Source organism: Rhodoluna sp., from assembly GCF_024641065.1.
Lineage (GTDB): Bacteria > Actinomycetota > Actinomycetes > Actinomycetales > Microbacteriaceae > Rhodoluna.
Map to the genome: position 1 here is coordinate 145,416 of NZ_JAHEDV010000002.1, position 15,574 is coordinate 160,989.

Annotated in this window: 17 protein-coding genes; 3 read left to right on the forward strand and 14 right to left on the reverse strand. The window is 52.4% G+C overall.

From position 1 onward, the window contains the following. Positions 1 to 16: 16 nt before the first annotated feature. Positions 17 to 292 (reverse strand): hypothetical protein, encoded by a 276-nt coding sequence (locus Q0L26_RS02825; protein ID WP_296647079.1) that lies wholly within the window; start codon positions 290 to 292, stop codon positions 17 to 19. Then, complete coding sequence (locus Q0L26_RS02830; RefSeq protein WP_296647081.1) at positions 289 to 1,065, reverse strand: hypothetical protein; 777 nt, start codon at positions 1,063 to 1,065, stop codon at positions 289 to 291. Before Q0L26_RS02830 ends, Q0L26_RS02825 begins: the two co-directional genes overlap by 4 nt. Positions 1,066 to 1,221: 156 nt before the next feature. On the opposite strand from Q0L26_RS02830, the gene Q0L26_RS02835 reads away from it, so the two are divergent. Further along, the gene (locus Q0L26_RS02835; RefSeq protein WP_296647084.1) at positions 1,222 to 1,695 is read left to right on the forward strand and encodes an NYN domain-containing protein; all 474 of its coding nucleotides are present in this window, start codon (positions 1,222 to 1,224) and stop codon (positions 1,693 to 1,695) included. Between the two features lie 9 nt (positions 1,696 to 1,704). Then, the gene (locus Q0L26_RS02840; protein WP_296647087.1) at positions 1,705 to 1,911 is read left to right on the forward strand and encodes a hypothetical protein; all 207 of its coding nucleotides are present in this window, start codon (positions 1,705 to 1,707) and stop codon (positions 1,909 to 1,911) included. 5 nt (positions 1,912 to 1,916) lie between these two features. Here Q0L26_RS02840 and Q0L26_RS02845 read toward each other — a convergent pair whose 3' ends face one another. The 6 genes from Q0L26_RS02845 to Q0L26_RS02870 form a co-directional block, all read right to left on the reverse strand. Beyond that, a complete protein-coding gene (locus tag Q0L26_RS02845) occupies positions 1,917 to 2,612 on the reverse strand; it encodes a hypothetical protein (RefSeq protein ID WP_296647092.1) in 696 nt (231 codons plus the stop codon). A 79-nt stretch (positions 2,613 to 2,691) separates the two neighbouring features. Next, positions 2,692 to 4,296, reverse strand: a complete 1,605-nt coding sequence (locus tag Q0L26_RS02850; protein WP_296647095.1) for an ABC transporter ATP-binding protein — start codon at positions 4,294 to 4,296, stop codon at positions 2,692 to 2,694. Continuing rightward, entirely contained in the window at positions 4,296 to 5,237 is a 942-nt protein-coding gene (locus tag Q0L26_RS02855) for an ABC transporter permease (RefSeq protein WP_296647097.1), read from the reverse strand. The genes Q0L26_RS02850 and Q0L26_RS02855 overlap by 1 nt, the downstream gene beginning before the upstream one ends. Further along, a complete protein-coding gene (locus Q0L26_RS02860) occupies positions 5,227 to 6,156 on the reverse strand; it encodes an ABC transporter permease (RefSeq protein ID WP_296647100.1) in 930 nt (309 codons plus the stop codon). The genes Q0L26_RS02855 and Q0L26_RS02860 overlap by 11 nt, the downstream gene beginning before the upstream one ends. Positions 6,157 to 6,244: 88 nt before the next feature. Next, positions 6,245 to 7,843, reverse strand: a complete 1,599-nt coding sequence (locus tag Q0L26_RS02865) for an ABC transporter substrate-binding protein (protein ID WP_296647102.1) — start codon at positions 7,841 to 7,843, stop codon at positions 6,245 to 6,247. Positions 7,844 to 7,938: 95 nt separating this feature from the next. Beyond that, positions 7,939 to 8,532 (reverse strand): hypothetical protein, encoded by a 594-nt coding sequence (locus Q0L26_RS02870; RefSeq protein WP_296647107.1) that lies wholly within the window; start codon positions 8,530 to 8,532, stop codon positions 7,939 to 7,941. Positions 8,533 to 8,563: 31 nt separating this feature from the next. On the opposite strand from Q0L26_RS02870, the gene Q0L26_RS02875 reads away from it, so the two are divergent. Beyond that, positions 8,564 to 8,968 carry a hypothetical protein gene (locus Q0L26_RS02875; protein WP_296647110.1) on the forward strand — a complete coding sequence of 135 codons (405 nt, stop codon included), beginning with the start codon at positions 8,564 to 8,566 and terminating at the stop codon, positions 8,966 to 8,968. Here Q0L26_RS02875 and Q0L26_RS02880 read toward each other — a convergent pair. From Q0L26_RS02880 to Q0L26_RS02905, 6 genes are all read right to left on the reverse strand, one after another. Further along, positions 8,924 to 10,099: a serine hydrolase domain-containing protein gene (locus Q0L26_RS02880; RefSeq protein WP_296647113.1), complete on the reverse strand. Its 1,176-nt coding sequence runs from the start codon at positions 10,097 to 10,099 to the stop codon at positions 8,924 to 8,926. The two genes, Q0L26_RS02875 and Q0L26_RS02880, sit on opposite strands and share 45 nt — an antisense overlap. 107 nt (positions 10,100 to 10,206) lie before the next feature. After that, positions 10,207 to 11,016 (reverse strand): ATP-binding cassette domain-containing protein, encoded by an 810-nt coding sequence (locus Q0L26_RS02885; protein WP_296647115.1) that lies wholly within the window; start codon positions 11,014 to 11,016, stop codon positions 10,207 to 10,209. After that, the gene (locus tag Q0L26_RS02890; protein WP_296647118.1) at positions 11,016 to 12,038 is read right to left on the reverse strand and encodes an ABC transporter permease; all 1,023 of its coding nucleotides are present in this window, start codon (positions 12,036 to 12,038) and stop codon (positions 11,016 to 11,018) included. The genes Q0L26_RS02885 and Q0L26_RS02890 overlap by 1 nt, the downstream gene beginning before the upstream one ends. 89 nt (positions 12,039 to 12,127) lie before the next feature. After that, a complete protein-coding gene (locus tag Q0L26_RS02895; RefSeq protein ID WP_296647120.1) occupies positions 12,128 to 13,147 on the reverse strand; it encodes a sugar ABC transporter substrate-binding protein in 1,020 nt (339 codons plus the stop codon). An 84-nt stretch (positions 13,148 to 13,231) separates the two neighbouring features. Next, the gene (locus tag Q0L26_RS02900) at positions 13,232 to 14,230 is read right to left on the reverse strand and encodes a sugar phosphate isomerase/epimerase (protein WP_296647121.1); all 999 of its coding nucleotides are present in this window, start codon (positions 14,228 to 14,230) and stop codon (positions 13,232 to 13,234) included. Positions 14,231 to 14,232: 2 nt separating this feature from the next. Continuing rightward, the gene (locus Q0L26_RS02905) at positions 14,233 to 15,444 is read right to left on the reverse strand and encodes a Gfo/Idh/MocA family oxidoreductase (RefSeq protein ID WP_296647124.1); all 1,212 of its coding nucleotides are present in this window, start codon (positions 15,442 to 15,444) and stop codon (positions 14,233 to 14,235) included. Positions 15,445 to 15,574: the final 130 nt, after the last annotated feature.

Consider the following 15,574-nt stretch of genomic DNA (forward strand, 5'->3'; position numbering starts at 1 on the left):
ACCTTCTGATCCGTAGTTAGAGCTTCCGCCCACAACTAGCACAGGTGGCATTTGCCAACTGGATGGTTTCTGCGCAGTCTGGGCAAAAGGTGTGGTGACTTGCCTCGTTAGAGCGAACAACTGTAAGTGTGATGAGGCTGACTACCCAGCTGGTGAAGATTCCGAGGGCTAGGTAGTTGCCGAATGACTTTCCGCGATCTTTAGCGGCCTTGGCAACCAGAACTGCTCCTAGCAGCCAGCTGGCTGCCATAAAGACAACGATGAAGATTTCAATGGAATTGATGCGGGTCATAGGTTGGCCTCCGGGTTTGCAATGGCAGTGGCGTCTTCGGGTGTGGTTCCTTGAGCGATAGCTCTAAAGGCTTTGGCAGTATTCACACAGCGGGCTTTGGCTTTTTCTAGGCCGCCGTCTGAATAATCCATGGCAATTGCAATAGCAACACCCGGGGTTAGGTCGGCCTTATCTTGCCAAACCAGCCCCGAGGTTTTTTGTCGGTTTGAAACGGCCAACGCTAGGTTCACGCCGTTTCCGCTCACATCAACGTTCAATACTTTCGAAAACAACCATTCACGGCTCTGCTTAGGGCCAGCAAATACCACACGCTGATTGGTGAAGTAGGCCACGCCCGAATCAATGATGGTGAGTTCTTCAGGGTTCTTGGTCAGGCTGCCCGAGCTAGCCCCAACGTTATAAGCCAGCCCCTTGGCGATGCGAATGCTAACCCCCTGGGTACCGCCCGAATAGGTTGATCCACTGCTCACATATTCGGTCAGGCCGACCTGGTTCAACTTATAAACGATGACTTCGCCCGGGTTTAGCGAGAGAGTCGAGTTGATCTCAAGCCCAAGCCGCTTGCTTAGGTTTTCAAGAATGTCAGCCAGCGCCAGATGTGTTTGAGCGGCCTTTGCCAGATTTTCGCGCTTAAAGAAGCGAACGAAAAATACGATGAGGGCAACGGCTAATACCACCAGGATGGCCACTTGTGGGTCTTTTTGAATCGCGTTGAGAATGACCACCACGACAAAGATTAGAAAGGCCACCGCACAGCCAATATCCTTTTTCATGTAAGCCCCCTCATGACTTTTAGATAGTCAAACTTCATCTGCTTAACAGCCTAATTTGTAGGTGTGACATCTATTGCCGAAACCGACTAAACAAAATGTCAGAGGTACCCTCGATAATTACTCCACTAGCAAGCAGGTCAGCGAAGGGGGCAACAAATGAACAAGAAGACACTCCAGGCAATCAAGGCAAACCGCACCATTCACTTAATCGACATCGAGAACCTTTGTGGTTCTTGCGATTTGACCATTGCTTCGGTTGAGAATGCTCGCGAGGCATATTTTGCCGCGGCTCAGCCAAACGCTGACGACCTATTCGTTATCGCTGCCTCAAACCACAACCAAGAGGCAGCTGCCTTTGGTTGGCCCAATGGCAAGCACGTCTTTCGCTCGGGCCAAGACGGTGCCGACATCGAACTTGCTCTAGTGATGATCAACGAGCACCTAGAACAGCGCTTTCAAACTGTGGTGCTAGCCTCTGGTGATGGCGGCCTGGCCCCTTTTGCCGAGCACCTCATTCAGTTGGGCAGCGAACTTAAGGTGGTTAGCCTCGGTCGCTCACTCTCACACCAAATGCGTGCCCTGCACTGCCCAATCTTGAACATCGAAGAAACCTTCGGTCTAGCAGCTTAGGAGCAAACCATGGCTAAAGGATGCCTCGCGGCACTATTCGGAGTTGGCCTAGATGAGCCGTCAACCAAGCGCCCGCAGAATTCGAACACCAAACCCGAACTTCTTGATTACGACATGGATGAAGGCGATGTTCACTCCGGCCCAGGTGGCTATGAGGGCCCAAGCTATTCGGGTGGCTACGCCGCCGACTATTACTCAGACGACGAAGATCGCTAATTAGATTAAGGCTGAGCGTCGCCGGTTTCGTAAACCTCGTTTGGCGCCTTAGCAGCCTTGCGGCGGCGAAGAACCAAGATAACTGCAACAGCTATAACAACACCTGCGCCTAGGCCAATAAGAATCATCTGCATTGGGGCTGACTTTGGTGAGTTGGTCTCAGCAGCAATTACAAGCTTCTCGCCAAACTTGCCAGTCCAGGTGATCTTGTTGCCTTCGATTTCACCGGTTGAAGAAACGATCTTGCCAGGCAAGGTCATTACTACCGAGATGTCTGCACCCATATCAAAGCCATCGAGTAGCGGGTTTTCTTCGCCAGCTGCAGCGCCGCCCGAAAGGTCAAGCTCACCAGAGACAACAAGGTTGTCACCATCGCGAACAATCTTTAGTTGCCCTGCATCATTTGATGCCTCAGAGAACTTTTCAATCGGAATGCCCGCGAAGCTGTATTTACTTCCGACGAATTTTCCGTCATCAAACTCAGTAACTTTAACTGCGTCTGACTTTGGCAACAGGGTGTCAGTCTCGGTAGCGCCATCTTCGCCAGCTAAATCAGCTAGGTCTTTAGAGATTGCAAAAACAATGTTGCCCGAGACAGTGTCATCGGCCGCAACATCGAGATTCATGTTGAGTTTGATGCAACCGGTGGTCAAAAACATGATTGACAACACGGCTGCGACGCTTGCGAAAATACGCTTCATTTAGATTCCCCCTGAATAAAAGTTCACTGCAAGGCTAGCACTCAGCGCATTCGCAACAAAAACCAATTAGGTGAACAAATTAGAGAAGCTTTGCCCCAGGAATAGCATCAAGCAAGTTGCGGGTGTATTGCTGCTTCGGGTTCGCAAAGATCTCAGCCGTGCTACCAAACTCAACAATCTGGCCCTTATTCATAACCGCAACCTCATCTGCAATGGCTTTTACCACTGCAAGGTCGTGGGTAATAAATAGGTAAGTCAACTTGAGCTCGTCTTGCAATTGCGCCAACAGATCAAGAATCTGCGCTTGCACCAAAACATCCAAGGCAGAAACTGCCTCATCAAGAACAACTATGTCTGGCTTTAGAGCTAGGGCTCGAGCAATCGCCACGCGTTGACGCTGGCCACCACTTAGCTCACTCGGGTAGCGAGTTGAAATTGCCCAAGGCAAAGACACTTGCTCAAGCAACTCACGCACTCGTTCTTGGCGCTCTTTGCGAGTGCCAACCTTGTGAGTCACAAGCGGTTCGGCGATGGTGTTGGCAATGTTTTGCAGTGGGTCTAAAGAACCGTATGGGTCTTGAAACACCGGCTGCATGTGACGGCGAAGGTCAAACAAAGCAGCCGGTTTCATTCCGGCCAACTGTTTGCCATCAACCTCGATCTCACCGCTGGTTGGCTTTTCGAGGCCTAAAACCATCTTGGCAACGGTTGATTTGCCCGAACCAGATTCGCCAACGAGGGCGAGGGTGGTTCCTCGTTTGATCTCGAACGAGACGCCCGAAACTGCGGTGAACGGAGTGCTCTTAAAACCAGAGCCCTTGATTGAATAAACCTTCTCTAAGTTCGAAACCTTAACCGCTACCTCGGTGCTGGTGTGTGGCACGCGAGGGGTCACCTGGCGAGCAGCCACCAACTTTTGGGTGTAAGGGTGCTTAGGGTTTTGCAAAATCTCTAGGCTAGGCCCTGCTTCAACCACCTTGCCGCGATACATAACCACAAGCTTCTCGGCACGTTCTGCCGCCAAACCAAGGTCGTGAGTAATCAGAATCACCGAGGTCTTGCTGGCCTTAGTCAGCTGAGACAAGTGATCAAGAATTGTGCGCTGCACAGTAACGTCAAGTGCCGAGGTTGGTTCATCGGCAATCAACAACTTTGGGTTAGCCGAGAGGCCGATGCCAATCAGCACGCGCTGGCGCATTCCGCCCGAAAACTGGTGCGGGTATTGCTTCATTCGAGCAGCAGCGTCGGCCAAACCAGCCTTTTGCAAAACCGCAATCGCCTCGGCACGCACAGCCTGCTTGGCCATGCCCGGGTTATTAGCCTTGATGGCCTCTTCAACCTGAAAACCAACCGACCAAACCGGGTTCAAATTGCTCATTGGGTCTTGTGGCACAAAGCCGATTTCACGGCCACGGATGCTCTCGAGCTCGGCCGAACTTGCACCAACCAACTCTTTGCCGTCGAACTTAATCGAGCCGGCGGCAATTCGGCCGGTGCCAGGCAAGAGGTTGATGATGGCGTGAGCGGTAGTGCTCTTGCCCGAACCAGACTCACCAACGATGGCAAGGGTCTCACCCTGCCAAAGATCGAAGTTAACATTGTCAACTGCGCGAGCAACGCCGTGCTGGTTTCTAAACTCAATTGCCAGATCGCGAATGCTTAGTAGTGGAGTTTCGTTACTCATTAGCGTTGAGCCCTCGCCTTCGGGTCAAGTGCATCTCTGATGGCTTCACCCATCATGATGAATGCGAGTGCGGTGATTGAAAGTGCCAGCGAAGGCCAAATCAAAACCTGTGGAGCAGTGCGTAGGTCAACCTGCGCCTGGCTGATGTCGTTGCCCCAAGACATAGTCGAGGTGGGCAAACCAACACCAAGAAACGAAAGGGTTGCCTCGGCCACAATCGCAGCGGCTAGCGAAATAGTGGTTACTGCAATCACCGGAGCAATCGAATTTGGCAGCACGTGACGCATCAAAATCTTGAAGCGGCTAACGCCAATTGCAGTCGAAGCCATCACGTAGTCGGCCTGCTTCACACGCAAAATCTCACCGCGCAAAACACGTGCCGTAGACGGCCAGGCAAAAATACCAATCGCAGCTGAGATCACCCAAACGTTTCGGTAGTCAGAGAACACCGACATGATTACCACTGCAGCAAGGATGTAAGGAATCGCGAAGAAGATGTCGCCCGCTCTTGAAAGCAAAGCGTCAACCCAGCGGCCATAGAACCCGGCGAGCGCACCGAAGAACACACCCATTGCCATAGTCATCGCGGTCACGATTAGGCCAACCGAAAGCGAGGTTGAGCTGCCGTGCACAATTCGCGAATAGATGTCGCAGCCCTGGCGAGTGAACCCGAGTGGGTGACCATCGGTTGGGCCAGCGTTGCTGTTAGCCAGCAAACAGTTATCGTTTGGCAGGGTCTGGGTGAACAGCCCTGGGAACAGCGCCATCACGGTAACCGCCAAAATCAAAACTCCGGCGATGTAGAACATTGGGCGCTTGCGCAGGTCGCGCCAAGCATCCAAGTAAAGGTTGGTTGGCTTCTCGCTGATGCGAACGGCATCGATCTCGGCAACTTCGCTAGCGGCCAAGTCTGCAACAAAGTGTTCGTTTCTATTTGCCATAGCGAATCCTTGGGTCAAGCACTGCATAGAGCAGGTCGGTGATTAGGTTTACCGCAAGATAAATCAGCACCATCACGGTTACGAATGACACCACGGTTGGGCCTTCACCACGGATGATTGCCTGGTAGAGCGTGCGACCAACACCCGGCACGTTGAAGATACCTTCGGTCACGGTTGCACCGACCAGCAGCACACCAAAGTCAATGGAGAGATAGGTGACCACCGGAATAAGTGAGTTGCGAAGAATGTGAACGCGAACTACTCGCTGACGGGTTAGGCCCTTGCCATATGCGGTGCGCACAAAGTCTTGGCCCGAGGTTTCAATCACCGATGACCTGGTTAGGCGCACGATGTATGCCACGGCCAAAGTTGAGAGCACAACCGCCGGCAAGAGCAGTTCGGTGAATCCGGCTGCGCCGCTCACGGTTGGCTTAGCCCAACCGAGTTTGATGGCAAAAACAAATTGAAAGACAAATGCAATAACGAAAACCGGGGTTGAAATTAGCAACAGGCTCATCACCAAAGATGAGTTGTCGAATAGTTTGCCTTTGCGAAGACCGGCAAATAGTCCAATGCCGATACCCACCAGCATCTCGATGGTCACTGCCATGAGAGCTAGGCGAATGGTTACCGGAAAAGTTGCGGCTAGAACATCGCCAACTGGCTGACCTGAGAATGAGGTGCCAAAGTCACCTTGAAAGATGCCGGTGATGTAGTAGAAATACTGAACCAAGAATGGCTGGTCTAGGTGATACTGCGCACGAAGCTGCTCATAAACCGCTTGGTTGACACCGCGGTCGCCGAACATGGCAACGATTGGGTCGCCGGGCATAGCAAAGACCATGAAATAGATGAGCAGCGTGGTGCCGAAGAAAACCGGCAGTGCTTGAAGCACCCGCTTGAAGATATACCCGACCAAAATTCGCCTTTGATTTAGTAGTGGGCGGCAGACCAAGGGGCGACAATCGCGATGATTGCCGCCCCCGGCCTACCTGCTGATTAGTACTTTACTTCTTGATTACGTTGTGCAGCACTGGCACTGAGTTCCAGCCGAATTCAACTGAAGATACAAGAGTTGAGTATCCACCGTTTGAAACGCCGTACCACATTGGAATTGCAGGAAGATCCTTTAGCAAGATCACCTGGGCATCCTGGTATGCCTTGTTGGCCTCATCAAGAGTCTTGGCAGTGTTGCCCTTCTCGATAAGTGCGTCAACCTCAGCACTTGAGTAGTCACCATCATTTGCGCCAGCACCAGTCTGGTAAAGCGGAGCAATGAAGTTGGCTAGAGCTGGGTAGTCTGCCTGCCATCCGGTGCGGAATGGAGCGGTGATGGTGTCTTCGGTGATTTCGGTGCGGAAGTCAGAGAAGAGCGCAATCGCCTTGCCAGATGCATCAATGTCTAGGGTGTTCTTGATGCTGTTGATAACCGCATCAACCCATCCCTGGTGACCACCGTCTGCGTTGTAAGCAAGCTCGAAGGTTCCGGTCCATGGAGCAATCTCGTTAGCCTGTGCCCAAAGTGCCTTGGCGTTCTCTGGGTTGTAGTCGAGAACGTCTGAACCCTCAAGTGCGTCTGACCAACCGGCGATAACCGGTGAGGTGAAGTCACGAGCTGGCTTGCGAGTTCCGTTGAAGATTACGTCGATGATCTCTTGGCGGTTGATTGCCTGTGAGATAGCTGCACGACGAAGCGCACCCTCTTCGCCAGACCAGTGCTCAAGACGAGATGGAATGGTGAATGACTGGAAGATAGCTGCGGCCTGGTCAACTGCACGGTCGCCTAGGTCATCTTTGTAGGTCTTTAGCGCAGCATCTGGGATGCCCGCCATGACGTCAAGGTTGTCAGCTAGAAGGTCTGCATAAGCAGCGTCAAGAGTTGCATAGAACACAATCTTTAGACCGCCATTTTTAGCAACACGACCACCCTTGTAGTCATCGTTCTTCACTAGGTTGATGTCAACGTTGTGCTGCCAAGCACCCTCTGCAGCTAGCTTGTAAGGGCCGTTGCCGATTGGGTTCTCACCGAAAGCAGCTGGGTCATCAAAGAATGCCTGTGGCTGCGGGAAGAACGCGGTGTAACCGAGTCTTAGCGGAAAGTCTGACTGAGCTGAGGTCAACTTAACTGTGAACTCAGTTGGGCTAACTACGGTTAGACCGGTTAGCTCGGTGTCTTCTTCGTATGAGAAGCCTTCGATTGCATCAAAGAAGTAGCTGTTTAGCTGCGCGTTGCTGTAAAGCGCGCCATACTTCCAAGCGTTTACGAATGAGTCGGCGGTAACTTCTTCACCGTTGGTGAACTTCCAACCGCTCTTGATCTTGATGTTCCAAGTGATGTTGTCGGTTGAAGTGATTGACTCTGCCATGTCGTTTACTGGAGTGCCATCAGCATCGTAGTAAACCAAACCTGCATAGATGTTGTCGATGATCAAACCGCCACCAACCTCGTTGGTGTTGGTTGCGATAAGCGGGTTCTGCGGTTCTGAACCGTTAATCGAAATGATGTTGTTGTTGCCGCCATCGGTGCCGGCTGCACAGCCAGTCAGCGAGAGCGCAACTGTGGTGGCCAATGCCGCAGCAATTAGACCGAGTTTCTTAAATCGCACGAATATCCTCCTCAAGTGGGTAGTCGGCGAAGTAGACGCCGACGTGCTACGTGATTCAGCCTAAATGCGAAAAATTCTCTAAAGTCTCGAAAATGTTACGAATAGATAAATTTTCCAAAAGCTCGTTTCACCGGGTATTCGAGATACTCGGCCGCATATTCAAGTCTCGGGTCGCGCCAAACGTAATCGCGGGCAACTTTGGCCATTGCTGCCCAGAAGAATACGTTCAAAAGATCAACTGCGATGTGTGACATCGAGTCACCCGGAAAAGCCTTTCCGATGGTTCGACGCAGCAGTGTCGGAATGTCGCTGACCCCAAATCGGTGCAGAGCCGCTCTTACTTGAAACTCAAGTTCGCGAGCTCGGCGAGGGTTCCAAATTAGGTTTCCGCCCGAACCATCGCCCATGCGGCCGTATTCATCCGTGGGTAAATGCAACAGAATGTGGGCCACGGTTGCGTGCCGAACGTGAGCGCCATCGAGCATGTCGAAGAGTTCGGCAAAAGCATCTAGCTCATAGCCACACTTTCGCAGATCGAGCACATCGGGGTAATAAGGAAACTTATAAAAAGGAATGTGTTTGACGCTCAGGCGACCGTCTTTGACCAGCACTTTATTGGTGACATCGCCACCCCAGGCGTCAATTGCCTCGTCGGTGTCACCCGCCCCAGACCAGTCATCTTTTTTCATCAAGTCCATTCTCGCAAGGTAATCTTGCTGAGTGAAGAAAACCGCGAAATCATTCTCGACATTAACCAAAGCCTTGGTAATTGCTGGCATTTTGGCAGCAGTGGGCATCGGCTGGTTGGTTTATTACGGCTCAGTTATCTTGCCTGAGCAGAACCTGGCCAACGATGTTGCGGCTTGCGAAAAGTATGAAGAACTAAAGTCAGCGGCTATGCAGCAGCCGACTATGAAAGACACCCTTCGCGAGCTATCACAGGCAGGCAATAACTCGTTTGAGTTGGCTACTAAAAAGGGTCAGGTTCGCTATGTGCTTCGCGACCTAGGCACCTTGGCAGTCAAAGACCTTGACCCAGCCAAAGCCGAGGATGTTCAGTCAGTCACCACCAAGATGGTTTCAATCGCTCAGATTTGCGAGCCCCTGCTGAAGGCTGCGAACTAGAGCCTGTTGCGCGTCTTGCTCGGTTTCACCACTGCGCAAGAAACTGCTGACGTAGGCAAAACCAATCTGGTTTTCTAAGTCACCAAAACCAATTTGCCCACCCAAACCATCGTGCCCAAATGAGCGTGCGCTGCTGAATTCTCTGAATCCAGGTGTGTGCAACATGAATCCGAGGCCGCGTGCCGGCCATGGGCCTGGTTCACCCCAAACTGATGCTCCGGTTGATGCCGGAACTATTGCGCGATCGATGGTTTCTTCACTCAGTAGGCGAATTCCATCTGTCTCGGTAACTGCCGCCGAATAAATTTTGGCGATGGCGTCTGCGCTCATCACGCCGTTTGCTCCGGGCAACTCGGCTTTCAAAACTCTCGGGTCATTGAAACCTGTGTTTGGGCCAGCAACCGTGTGGTCAAAGGCGTTGCCAAAGGTCATCGACTTGGCCATCCAATAATCGGGGCTGCCCACTGCAAACGGCACAGATGGCGCTTCGCGTTTGCCATCGGTAACCAGCGGAGCCAAGCGGCCAAAGGCCGACTCAGGCAAGCCAACGTGAGCATCGAGGCCGAGTGGGCCAGCCAGCTCTTGGGCAAAGTATTCGCCAGCGGTTAGCCCGGTAACCGAGTGAATCAACTTATGAGCCAAGTGGCCAAAGGTTAGCGCGTGATACGAATAGCCAGTGCCCGGTGCCCACAGTGGTTCTTGCTTGGCCAGCTCGTTTAGAACTAGTTCGGTGTCGAGAAGTTCATCCAAGGTTAAATCGCGACGAACGGCCGATAGCCCGGCGCGGTGCTGAAGCAACCACTTGACCGGAACCTGGTCTTTGCCAGCCTGCCCAAACTCTGGCCAATAGTCGGTGACCAAAGCCTCAGGGTCAATCAGCCCCTGCTCAATCAGGCGGTTTACCAAAATCGACATCAAACCTTTGGTGCAAGAAAAGATGAGTGAGATTGTGTCTTGCGACCAAGGGTTGCCAGGGGTTGCCTCACCAGCCCAAACGTTCACCACCTGCTTGCCTCGGTGATAGATGGCCATGTTTGCCCCACCGGCTGGCAATTCACGGCTTTGTTTGGCGAATAGATCTACTACCGATTGAAAGCGCGGGTCAAAGTTGCCGCCGATTGAAGTGTTCATGGCACAAGCCTATTCCTCTGTTAAATCAGCAAAGGCCCGGTCTTTCGACCGGACCTTTGCCAAAACCAAATAACCCAACGACGAGATAGCAGTGATTCAAGGCACCACTAATTTATTTGGTTGATGGTCCCAGTTAGTGTGCTCAATTCGCGCTCTAGCTCGGCCATCGCTTCGCCACCGGCCATTAGGTCGGTAATCTGTTCGCGAGTGCGTTCACCCTTTGCAAAGTCATCCGCTTTTTCACCACGGATAAGCACTGCAAAGTGGTCACCCACGGTCAATGCGTGTGAAACGTTGTGGGTAACCAAGATAACTGCAACGCCCTTGTTACGAGCCTGCATGATGATTCGAAGCACGTGCGCAGCTTCTTTAACACCAAGGGCTGCAGTTGGTTCATCCAAGATTAGAACATTGGCACCAAAGTGAACTGCACGCGCAATTGCTGATGCCTGACGCTCACCGCCTGAAAGACCGCCGATTAGACGGTCACCGTCGGTAACGCGGGTGATTCCCAGCTGCTGCATCTCGCGCACTGCAGTTTCATTTGCATACTTCTTGTCAAAGCGCTTGAAGATTCCGCGGCCCTTGGTTGGCTCTGCGCCAACAAAGAACGAGCGGCCGATGCTCATCAGCGGAAAAGTGCCGCCGAACTGGTGAACAGTCGCGATGCCAACGTTGCTGGCATCTTTAGGGCTCTTGAAAACTGCGGTTACGCCGTTCACCTCAAGAGTGCCTGAAGTTGGTTCGTGAAAACCTGAGAGCACCTTGATCAGAGTTGACTTTCCGGCACCGTTGTCGCCCAACAGGCAAAGTACCTTGCCCGGGTAAACCTCGAGTGAAACATCGTTCAGTGCGCGGTAGCCTGCGAAGACCTTTGAAACATTCTTGAGGCTAAGAATTGGAGTCGCTTTTGACATTAGTTCTTCTTCTCCTTTTTGTTGCCACCCGATAGAGCTAGGCGACGGAATGTGTTGTTGGTTAGAACTGCGATTAGTAGCAAAATACCTAGGATGAGCGCAGCCCAGTCGGCGTTCCAGCCGGTGTAGTAGATGCCCTGGTTCACGATTGCGAAGGTTAGGGTTCCAAGAATTACACCAATGGTTGATCCGTAACCACCGGTTAGAAGAACGCCACCAACAACAACTGCAATGATCGAGTTGAAGACGAATGACTGACCGTTAGCTACCTGAGCACCGTTGTACATACAGGTTTGAAGCACACCAACGAGTGCGGCACCAAAACCGCTAGCGGCGAACAAGGCGATTCGAACTTTTGCCACTGGAATTCCAGTTGCGCGAGCTGAGATTACATCGCCACCAATTGCGAAGATCCAGTTGCCGAAGATGCTCTTGTAGAGAATCCATGAAACCAGCACTGCAACACCGAGCCACCAGAAGATGGCTACTGAGAACTTGCCATCAAGCAGGGTTCCGAAGAGTGCCTTGGTGGTTGGGTCAGCGGTCATTGATACAGCGGTTGAACCAACTAGCAAACGGGTTAGACCAAGGGTCAAACCTGAAACAGCAAACAAGGTTGCCAGCGTAACCACGAAGGCTGGAAGGTTGGTTTTAGTAACAATGTAACCGTTAGCGATACCAATGAGGGTTCCAACTAGCAGGGCGGCGATGATGCCAACCCAGGTTGGTAGGCCATAAAAGCCAGAAAGAATTGCGAGAGTCATTGAGCTAGCTGCAAGAACCGAACCTACTGAAAGGTCTAGGTCACCAGCGATCATTACCAATGCCACTGGAAGAGCGATGATGCCGAGCTCTGCGGCTACGTTTAGCCAGCTAGCAGAACCACCGGGTGCCATGAATGGTGCACCGCCGGCGATCGCGAAGAAAATGTAAACGGCCAGAGCACCAATTAGGGCACCGAATTCTGGTCTACGAATAAGCGAGCCGAAACCGACTGATTGCTTCTTCACTTGAGTGGACATAATTTTTGGTAATCCTCGTCTTTGAGATGAAACTTAGGTGATTTGGTTGGGCCGTGCCGAAGCACGACCCAACCAATTCAATTTTCTAACTAGCGAACGCCTGCTGCGACACCTGCGATAACAACGTCAACGTTGCTCTTGGTGACTAGAGATGGGCCGGTTAGTACTGGGCGTGATGCAGGCAAGATGCCGTACTGTGCGTACTGCCATGCTGCTGAAACAGCCAAGTAACCCTGTAGCCAAGGCTGCTGGTCAATTGCGAACAACTGAGTGCCATCCTTGATTCGGTTTAGCTGGGTCTCTGATAGGTCGAAGGTACCTAGCTGTACCTTGCCGGTTAGACCAGCCTGCTCGATTGCAGAAGCTGCGCTGTCGGCATCCTGAACACCGATGGTTACAACGCCATCAATGGTTGGGTCCTTGGTTAGCGCTGCCTTGATTGCGTTAGCAACTGCAGTTGGGTTACCGAAGTTTGATGAAGGCAGTGGAAGCTGCTCACCAGTTGCGTCGTGCTTTGCTGCACCGTCAGCTACACCAGCACAGCGTGCCTCTTGGTTAGCTGAACCAGGAACGGTGTTAACACAAAGAATGTGCTTTGCACCGGCAAGAGCTGCAGCCTCGCCACCAGCAACACCGGCAACGTAGTCGTCAGCACCGATGTAGGTAAGTGCACCGGTTGCGTCAGCCTGCTCGATGCCACCAGCGTTGTAGTGGATTACTGGAATGCCAGCAGCTACTGCACGCTTGATCGCTTCGTTCTCGGCGTCTGGAACCCAGTCAGCAACAACGATTGCCTCAGCACCTGCAGAGATAGCTGAGTCAACAAGCTTTCCTGCATCTGGGCCTAGGTTGTCGTAGTTCTGTGGGCCAAGCCAAGTAACGGTGCCGCCAGCTGCTTCAACAGCGTTTGCAGCTGCTTCTGCGCCTGACTTAACAACGCCCCAGAATGGGTCGCTCGGCATACCACCGATTACGTAAACATCAATACCGTCGGTTGAGGCTGGCTTGCTCTCTGATGGGGCTGGAGAGGCGCTGCAAGCGGTTAGCGACAGTGCTAATGCTGATACTGCAAAAAGAGAAGTTGCTTTTGCGAAGCGAGAAATCTTCATCTTTCGTCCTTTCGTTTCCTTTGTTTGATTACTCCAGGTGATCTCTGGCGTATCTCGTGCGATCTCTCGCCCGAAGTTTTTTATTTAGATTCCGGCGATCTTTGCTGCGTCGAGCAAGACCTTGGCCGCAACTTCGATGCCCTCAATGCGCCCTAGCGACACATCTTCGTGCTCAATGTTGAGAACCATGTTTGGATCGACCTCGTTTAGAGCCTTGATGAACTCAGCCCAATAAGCGGTGTCGTGTCCGCGACCCAGGGCAACAAAGTCCCAAGCCGAGTTCTTAGGCCATTCGTTAACCCACTCGTCGCCACCAAGGTTGGTGCGATTCTCATCTGGGCTAAGGCGTCTAAAGCTGTTGTCTAGAACGCCCTCGATGGCGGCGTGCGGGTTAACCCGAACATCCTTGGCAGCTGCGTGAACAACCAGTGAGCCCAAGTCGCGAACAACCGCAATTGGATCCATCTGCTGCCAGAACAAGTGTGAGGCGTCTAGCTCAACGCCGATGTTGGTGGTGCCCGCGCGCTCAACCAGTTCACGCATTGACGATGGGTTGAAGACTAGGTTCTGTGGGTGAAGCTCAAGAGCCACCTTTACGCCGTTGTCAACTGCAAGCTTGTCTACTTCTGACCAGTACTCAGCTGCTACACCCCACTGGTACTCAAGAACATCAAGGTATGCCGAGTTCCAAGCATTTACGATCCAGTTAGGGTACTTAGCCCCTGGTTCACCACCAGGCAGACCCGACATGGTCACCACGCGAGTCTGGCCTAGTCGGCCGGCAAGACGGATTGAACGCTTAACGTCTTCTCCGTGCTTGTCACCAATTACTTTGTTTGGGTGCAGTGGGTTTCCGTTGCAGTTCAAGCCACCGATCTCAACGCCGGTTCCCTCAAAGATTGCTAGAAAGTCGTCACGAGCCGAATCGCTGACAAGAATTTCATCCATGGTTGGAACGTGCACTGCTGGCAAGAAGCCGCCGGTGTTTAGCTCGATAGTGGTTAGACCTAGGTCACCAATAACTTTGATTGCCTCTGGCAGGCTGCGGTCGTGAAGGATCGCGTTGTATAGACCGAACTTCATGATTACTTTCCTGCCTTTAGATAGCTCGGGGTTGAAGCAGGCACTGCAACGTTTGCACCGTGCGCCTTACCTGACTGGATTACTGCTTCGATGACCTCCATGTTGTGAAGGCCGTCACGGAAGTCTGGACAGAATGGCAGGGCATCGGTCTCAGGAAGACCGGCTACTTCTTGAAGGAATGCACGGTTCTGGAAGAAGAACTGGTCATTTTGGCCTACGTTTACTCCCGGCGCATCAACCGGCAGACCGCCAGCGATGTAAGGGTGTGATGGGCCAACCTGAATGGTTCGGAAACCACGCTGACCATATGGGTCTTCGTTCAGAACCAGCTGGAATTCACCGTTTCGAGCCTGGGTGAATCTTGCGGCACCCTTCTCACAGTAAACCTCGAACTCTAGAGAGGTTGGGTGGCCAGCGGCAACACGTGATACTTCGATTGCTCCGGCAACTCCGCCGAAGTCTGCGATGAAGCCTGCATAGTCGTCGTTCTCAACGGCCTCCATTTTGTCTGAGACTGTTGCACCAGAGTGGCCTTGAACTGCGCCGGTAGCAACTGGACGTTCTTTGATCGAAGTAACAAAGCGTGCACCCGAAACCGAAGCGAATGGTTTTCCTGTGATGAATTCGGCTACATAAGAAATGTGTGAGCCAACATCAGCTAGTGCGCCGGTGCCTGGGCCACCCTTGTAGCGCCATGCCATTGGAGACATTGGGTCTGAAGAATAGTCGGCCCAGTAGTTTCCGCTGAAGTGAAGAACCTCACCTAGCTGGCCTGAAGAGATGATCTTTTGAATTGCTGCGATTGCTGGGTTACGCAGAAAGGTTAGACCGATGCGAGCAACTGACTTTGCGTTGTCTGCGGCTGCGACCATTGCTCGTGCGTCATCAAGGGTGTCGCTAAGTGGCTTCTCGCACAGCACATGCTTTCCGGCAGCCAATAGGCCTTCAACGATCTCACGGTGTAGGTGGTTTGCAACCACAACCGAAACAGCATGGATGTTTGGGTCATCGGCAATTCGACGCCAGTCAGAGTCGGTGCGCTCGTAGCCAAATCGGTCAGCGGCCTGCTGGCCGAACTGAGGCATTACATCGCCAATCGAGACCAATCTAACTGGTGGCAAGTTTGAGTCATATAGCGAAGTAGCTGCGCGGTAGGCGGCTGCGTGAGCGCGACCTGCCATACCTGCACCGATTACGGCAACACCGATGGTCATGTGTTTCTCTCCTTTGAGAATCCTGCTGGAGCGCTCCATTATGGAGCGCTCCACTAAAAGTAGCAGGAAGCAATCTAGATTTGTGGAACTTTATTGAAACGTTATTTTGTAATAACAAAGTGTTATTTTT

Excerpts from the sequence above, each read along its gene's own strand:
- Q0L26_RS02825 (WP_296647079.1), bottom strand. The coding sequence starts at position 292 with ATGACCCGCATCAATTCCATTGAAATCTTCATCGTTGTCTTTATGGCA.
- Q0L26_RS02830 (WP_296647081.1), bottom strand. The coding sequence starts at position 1,065 with ATGAAAAAGGATATTGGCTGTGCGGTGGCCTTTCTAATCTTTGTCGTG.
- Q0L26_RS02835 (WP_296647084.1), top strand. The coding sequence starts at position 1,222 with ATGAACAAGAAGACACTCCAGGCAATCAAGGCAAACCGCACCATTCAC.
- Q0L26_RS02840 (WP_296647087.1), top strand. The coding sequence starts at position 1,705 with ATGGCTAAAGGATGCCTCGCGGCACTATTCGGAGTTGGCCTAGATGAG.
- Q0L26_RS02845 (WP_296647092.1), bottom strand. The coding sequence starts at position 2,612 with ATGAAGCGTATTTTCGCAAGCGTCGCAGCCGTGTTGTCAATCATGTTT.
- Q0L26_RS02850 (WP_296647095.1), bottom strand. The coding sequence starts at position 4,296 with ATGAGTAACGAAACTCCACTACTAAGCATTCGCGATCTGGCAATTGAG.
- Q0L26_RS02855 (WP_296647097.1), bottom strand. The coding sequence starts at position 5,237 with ATGGCAAATAGAAACGAACACTTTGTTGCAGACTTGGCCGCTAGCGAA.
- Q0L26_RS02870 (WP_296647107.1), bottom strand. The coding sequence starts at position 8,532 with ATGAAAAAAGATGACTGGTCTGGGGCGGGTGACACCGACGAGGCAATT.
- Q0L26_RS02880 (WP_296647113.1), bottom strand. The coding sequence starts at position 10,099 with ATGAACACTTCAATCGGCGGCAACTTTGACCCGCGCTTTCAATCGGTA.
- Q0L26_RS02885 (WP_296647115.1), bottom strand. The coding sequence starts at position 11,016 with ATGTCAAAAGCGACTCCAATTCTTAGCCTCAAGAATGTTTCAAAGGTC.
- Q0L26_RS02890 (WP_296647118.1), bottom strand. The coding sequence starts at position 12,038 with ATGTCCACTCAAGTGAAGAAGCAATCAGTCGGTTTCGGCTCGCTTATT.
- Q0L26_RS02895 (WP_296647120.1), bottom strand. The coding sequence starts at position 13,147 with ATGAAGATTTCTCGCTTCGCAAAAGCAACTTCTCTTTTTGCAGTATCA.
- Q0L26_RS02900 (WP_296647121.1), bottom strand. The coding sequence starts at position 14,230 with ATGAAGTTCGGTCTATACAACGCGATCCTTCACGACCGCAGCCTGCCA.
- Q0L26_RS02905 (WP_296647124.1), bottom strand. The coding sequence starts at position 15,444 with ATGACCATCGGTGTTGCCGTAATCGGTGCAGGTATGGCAGGTCGCGCT.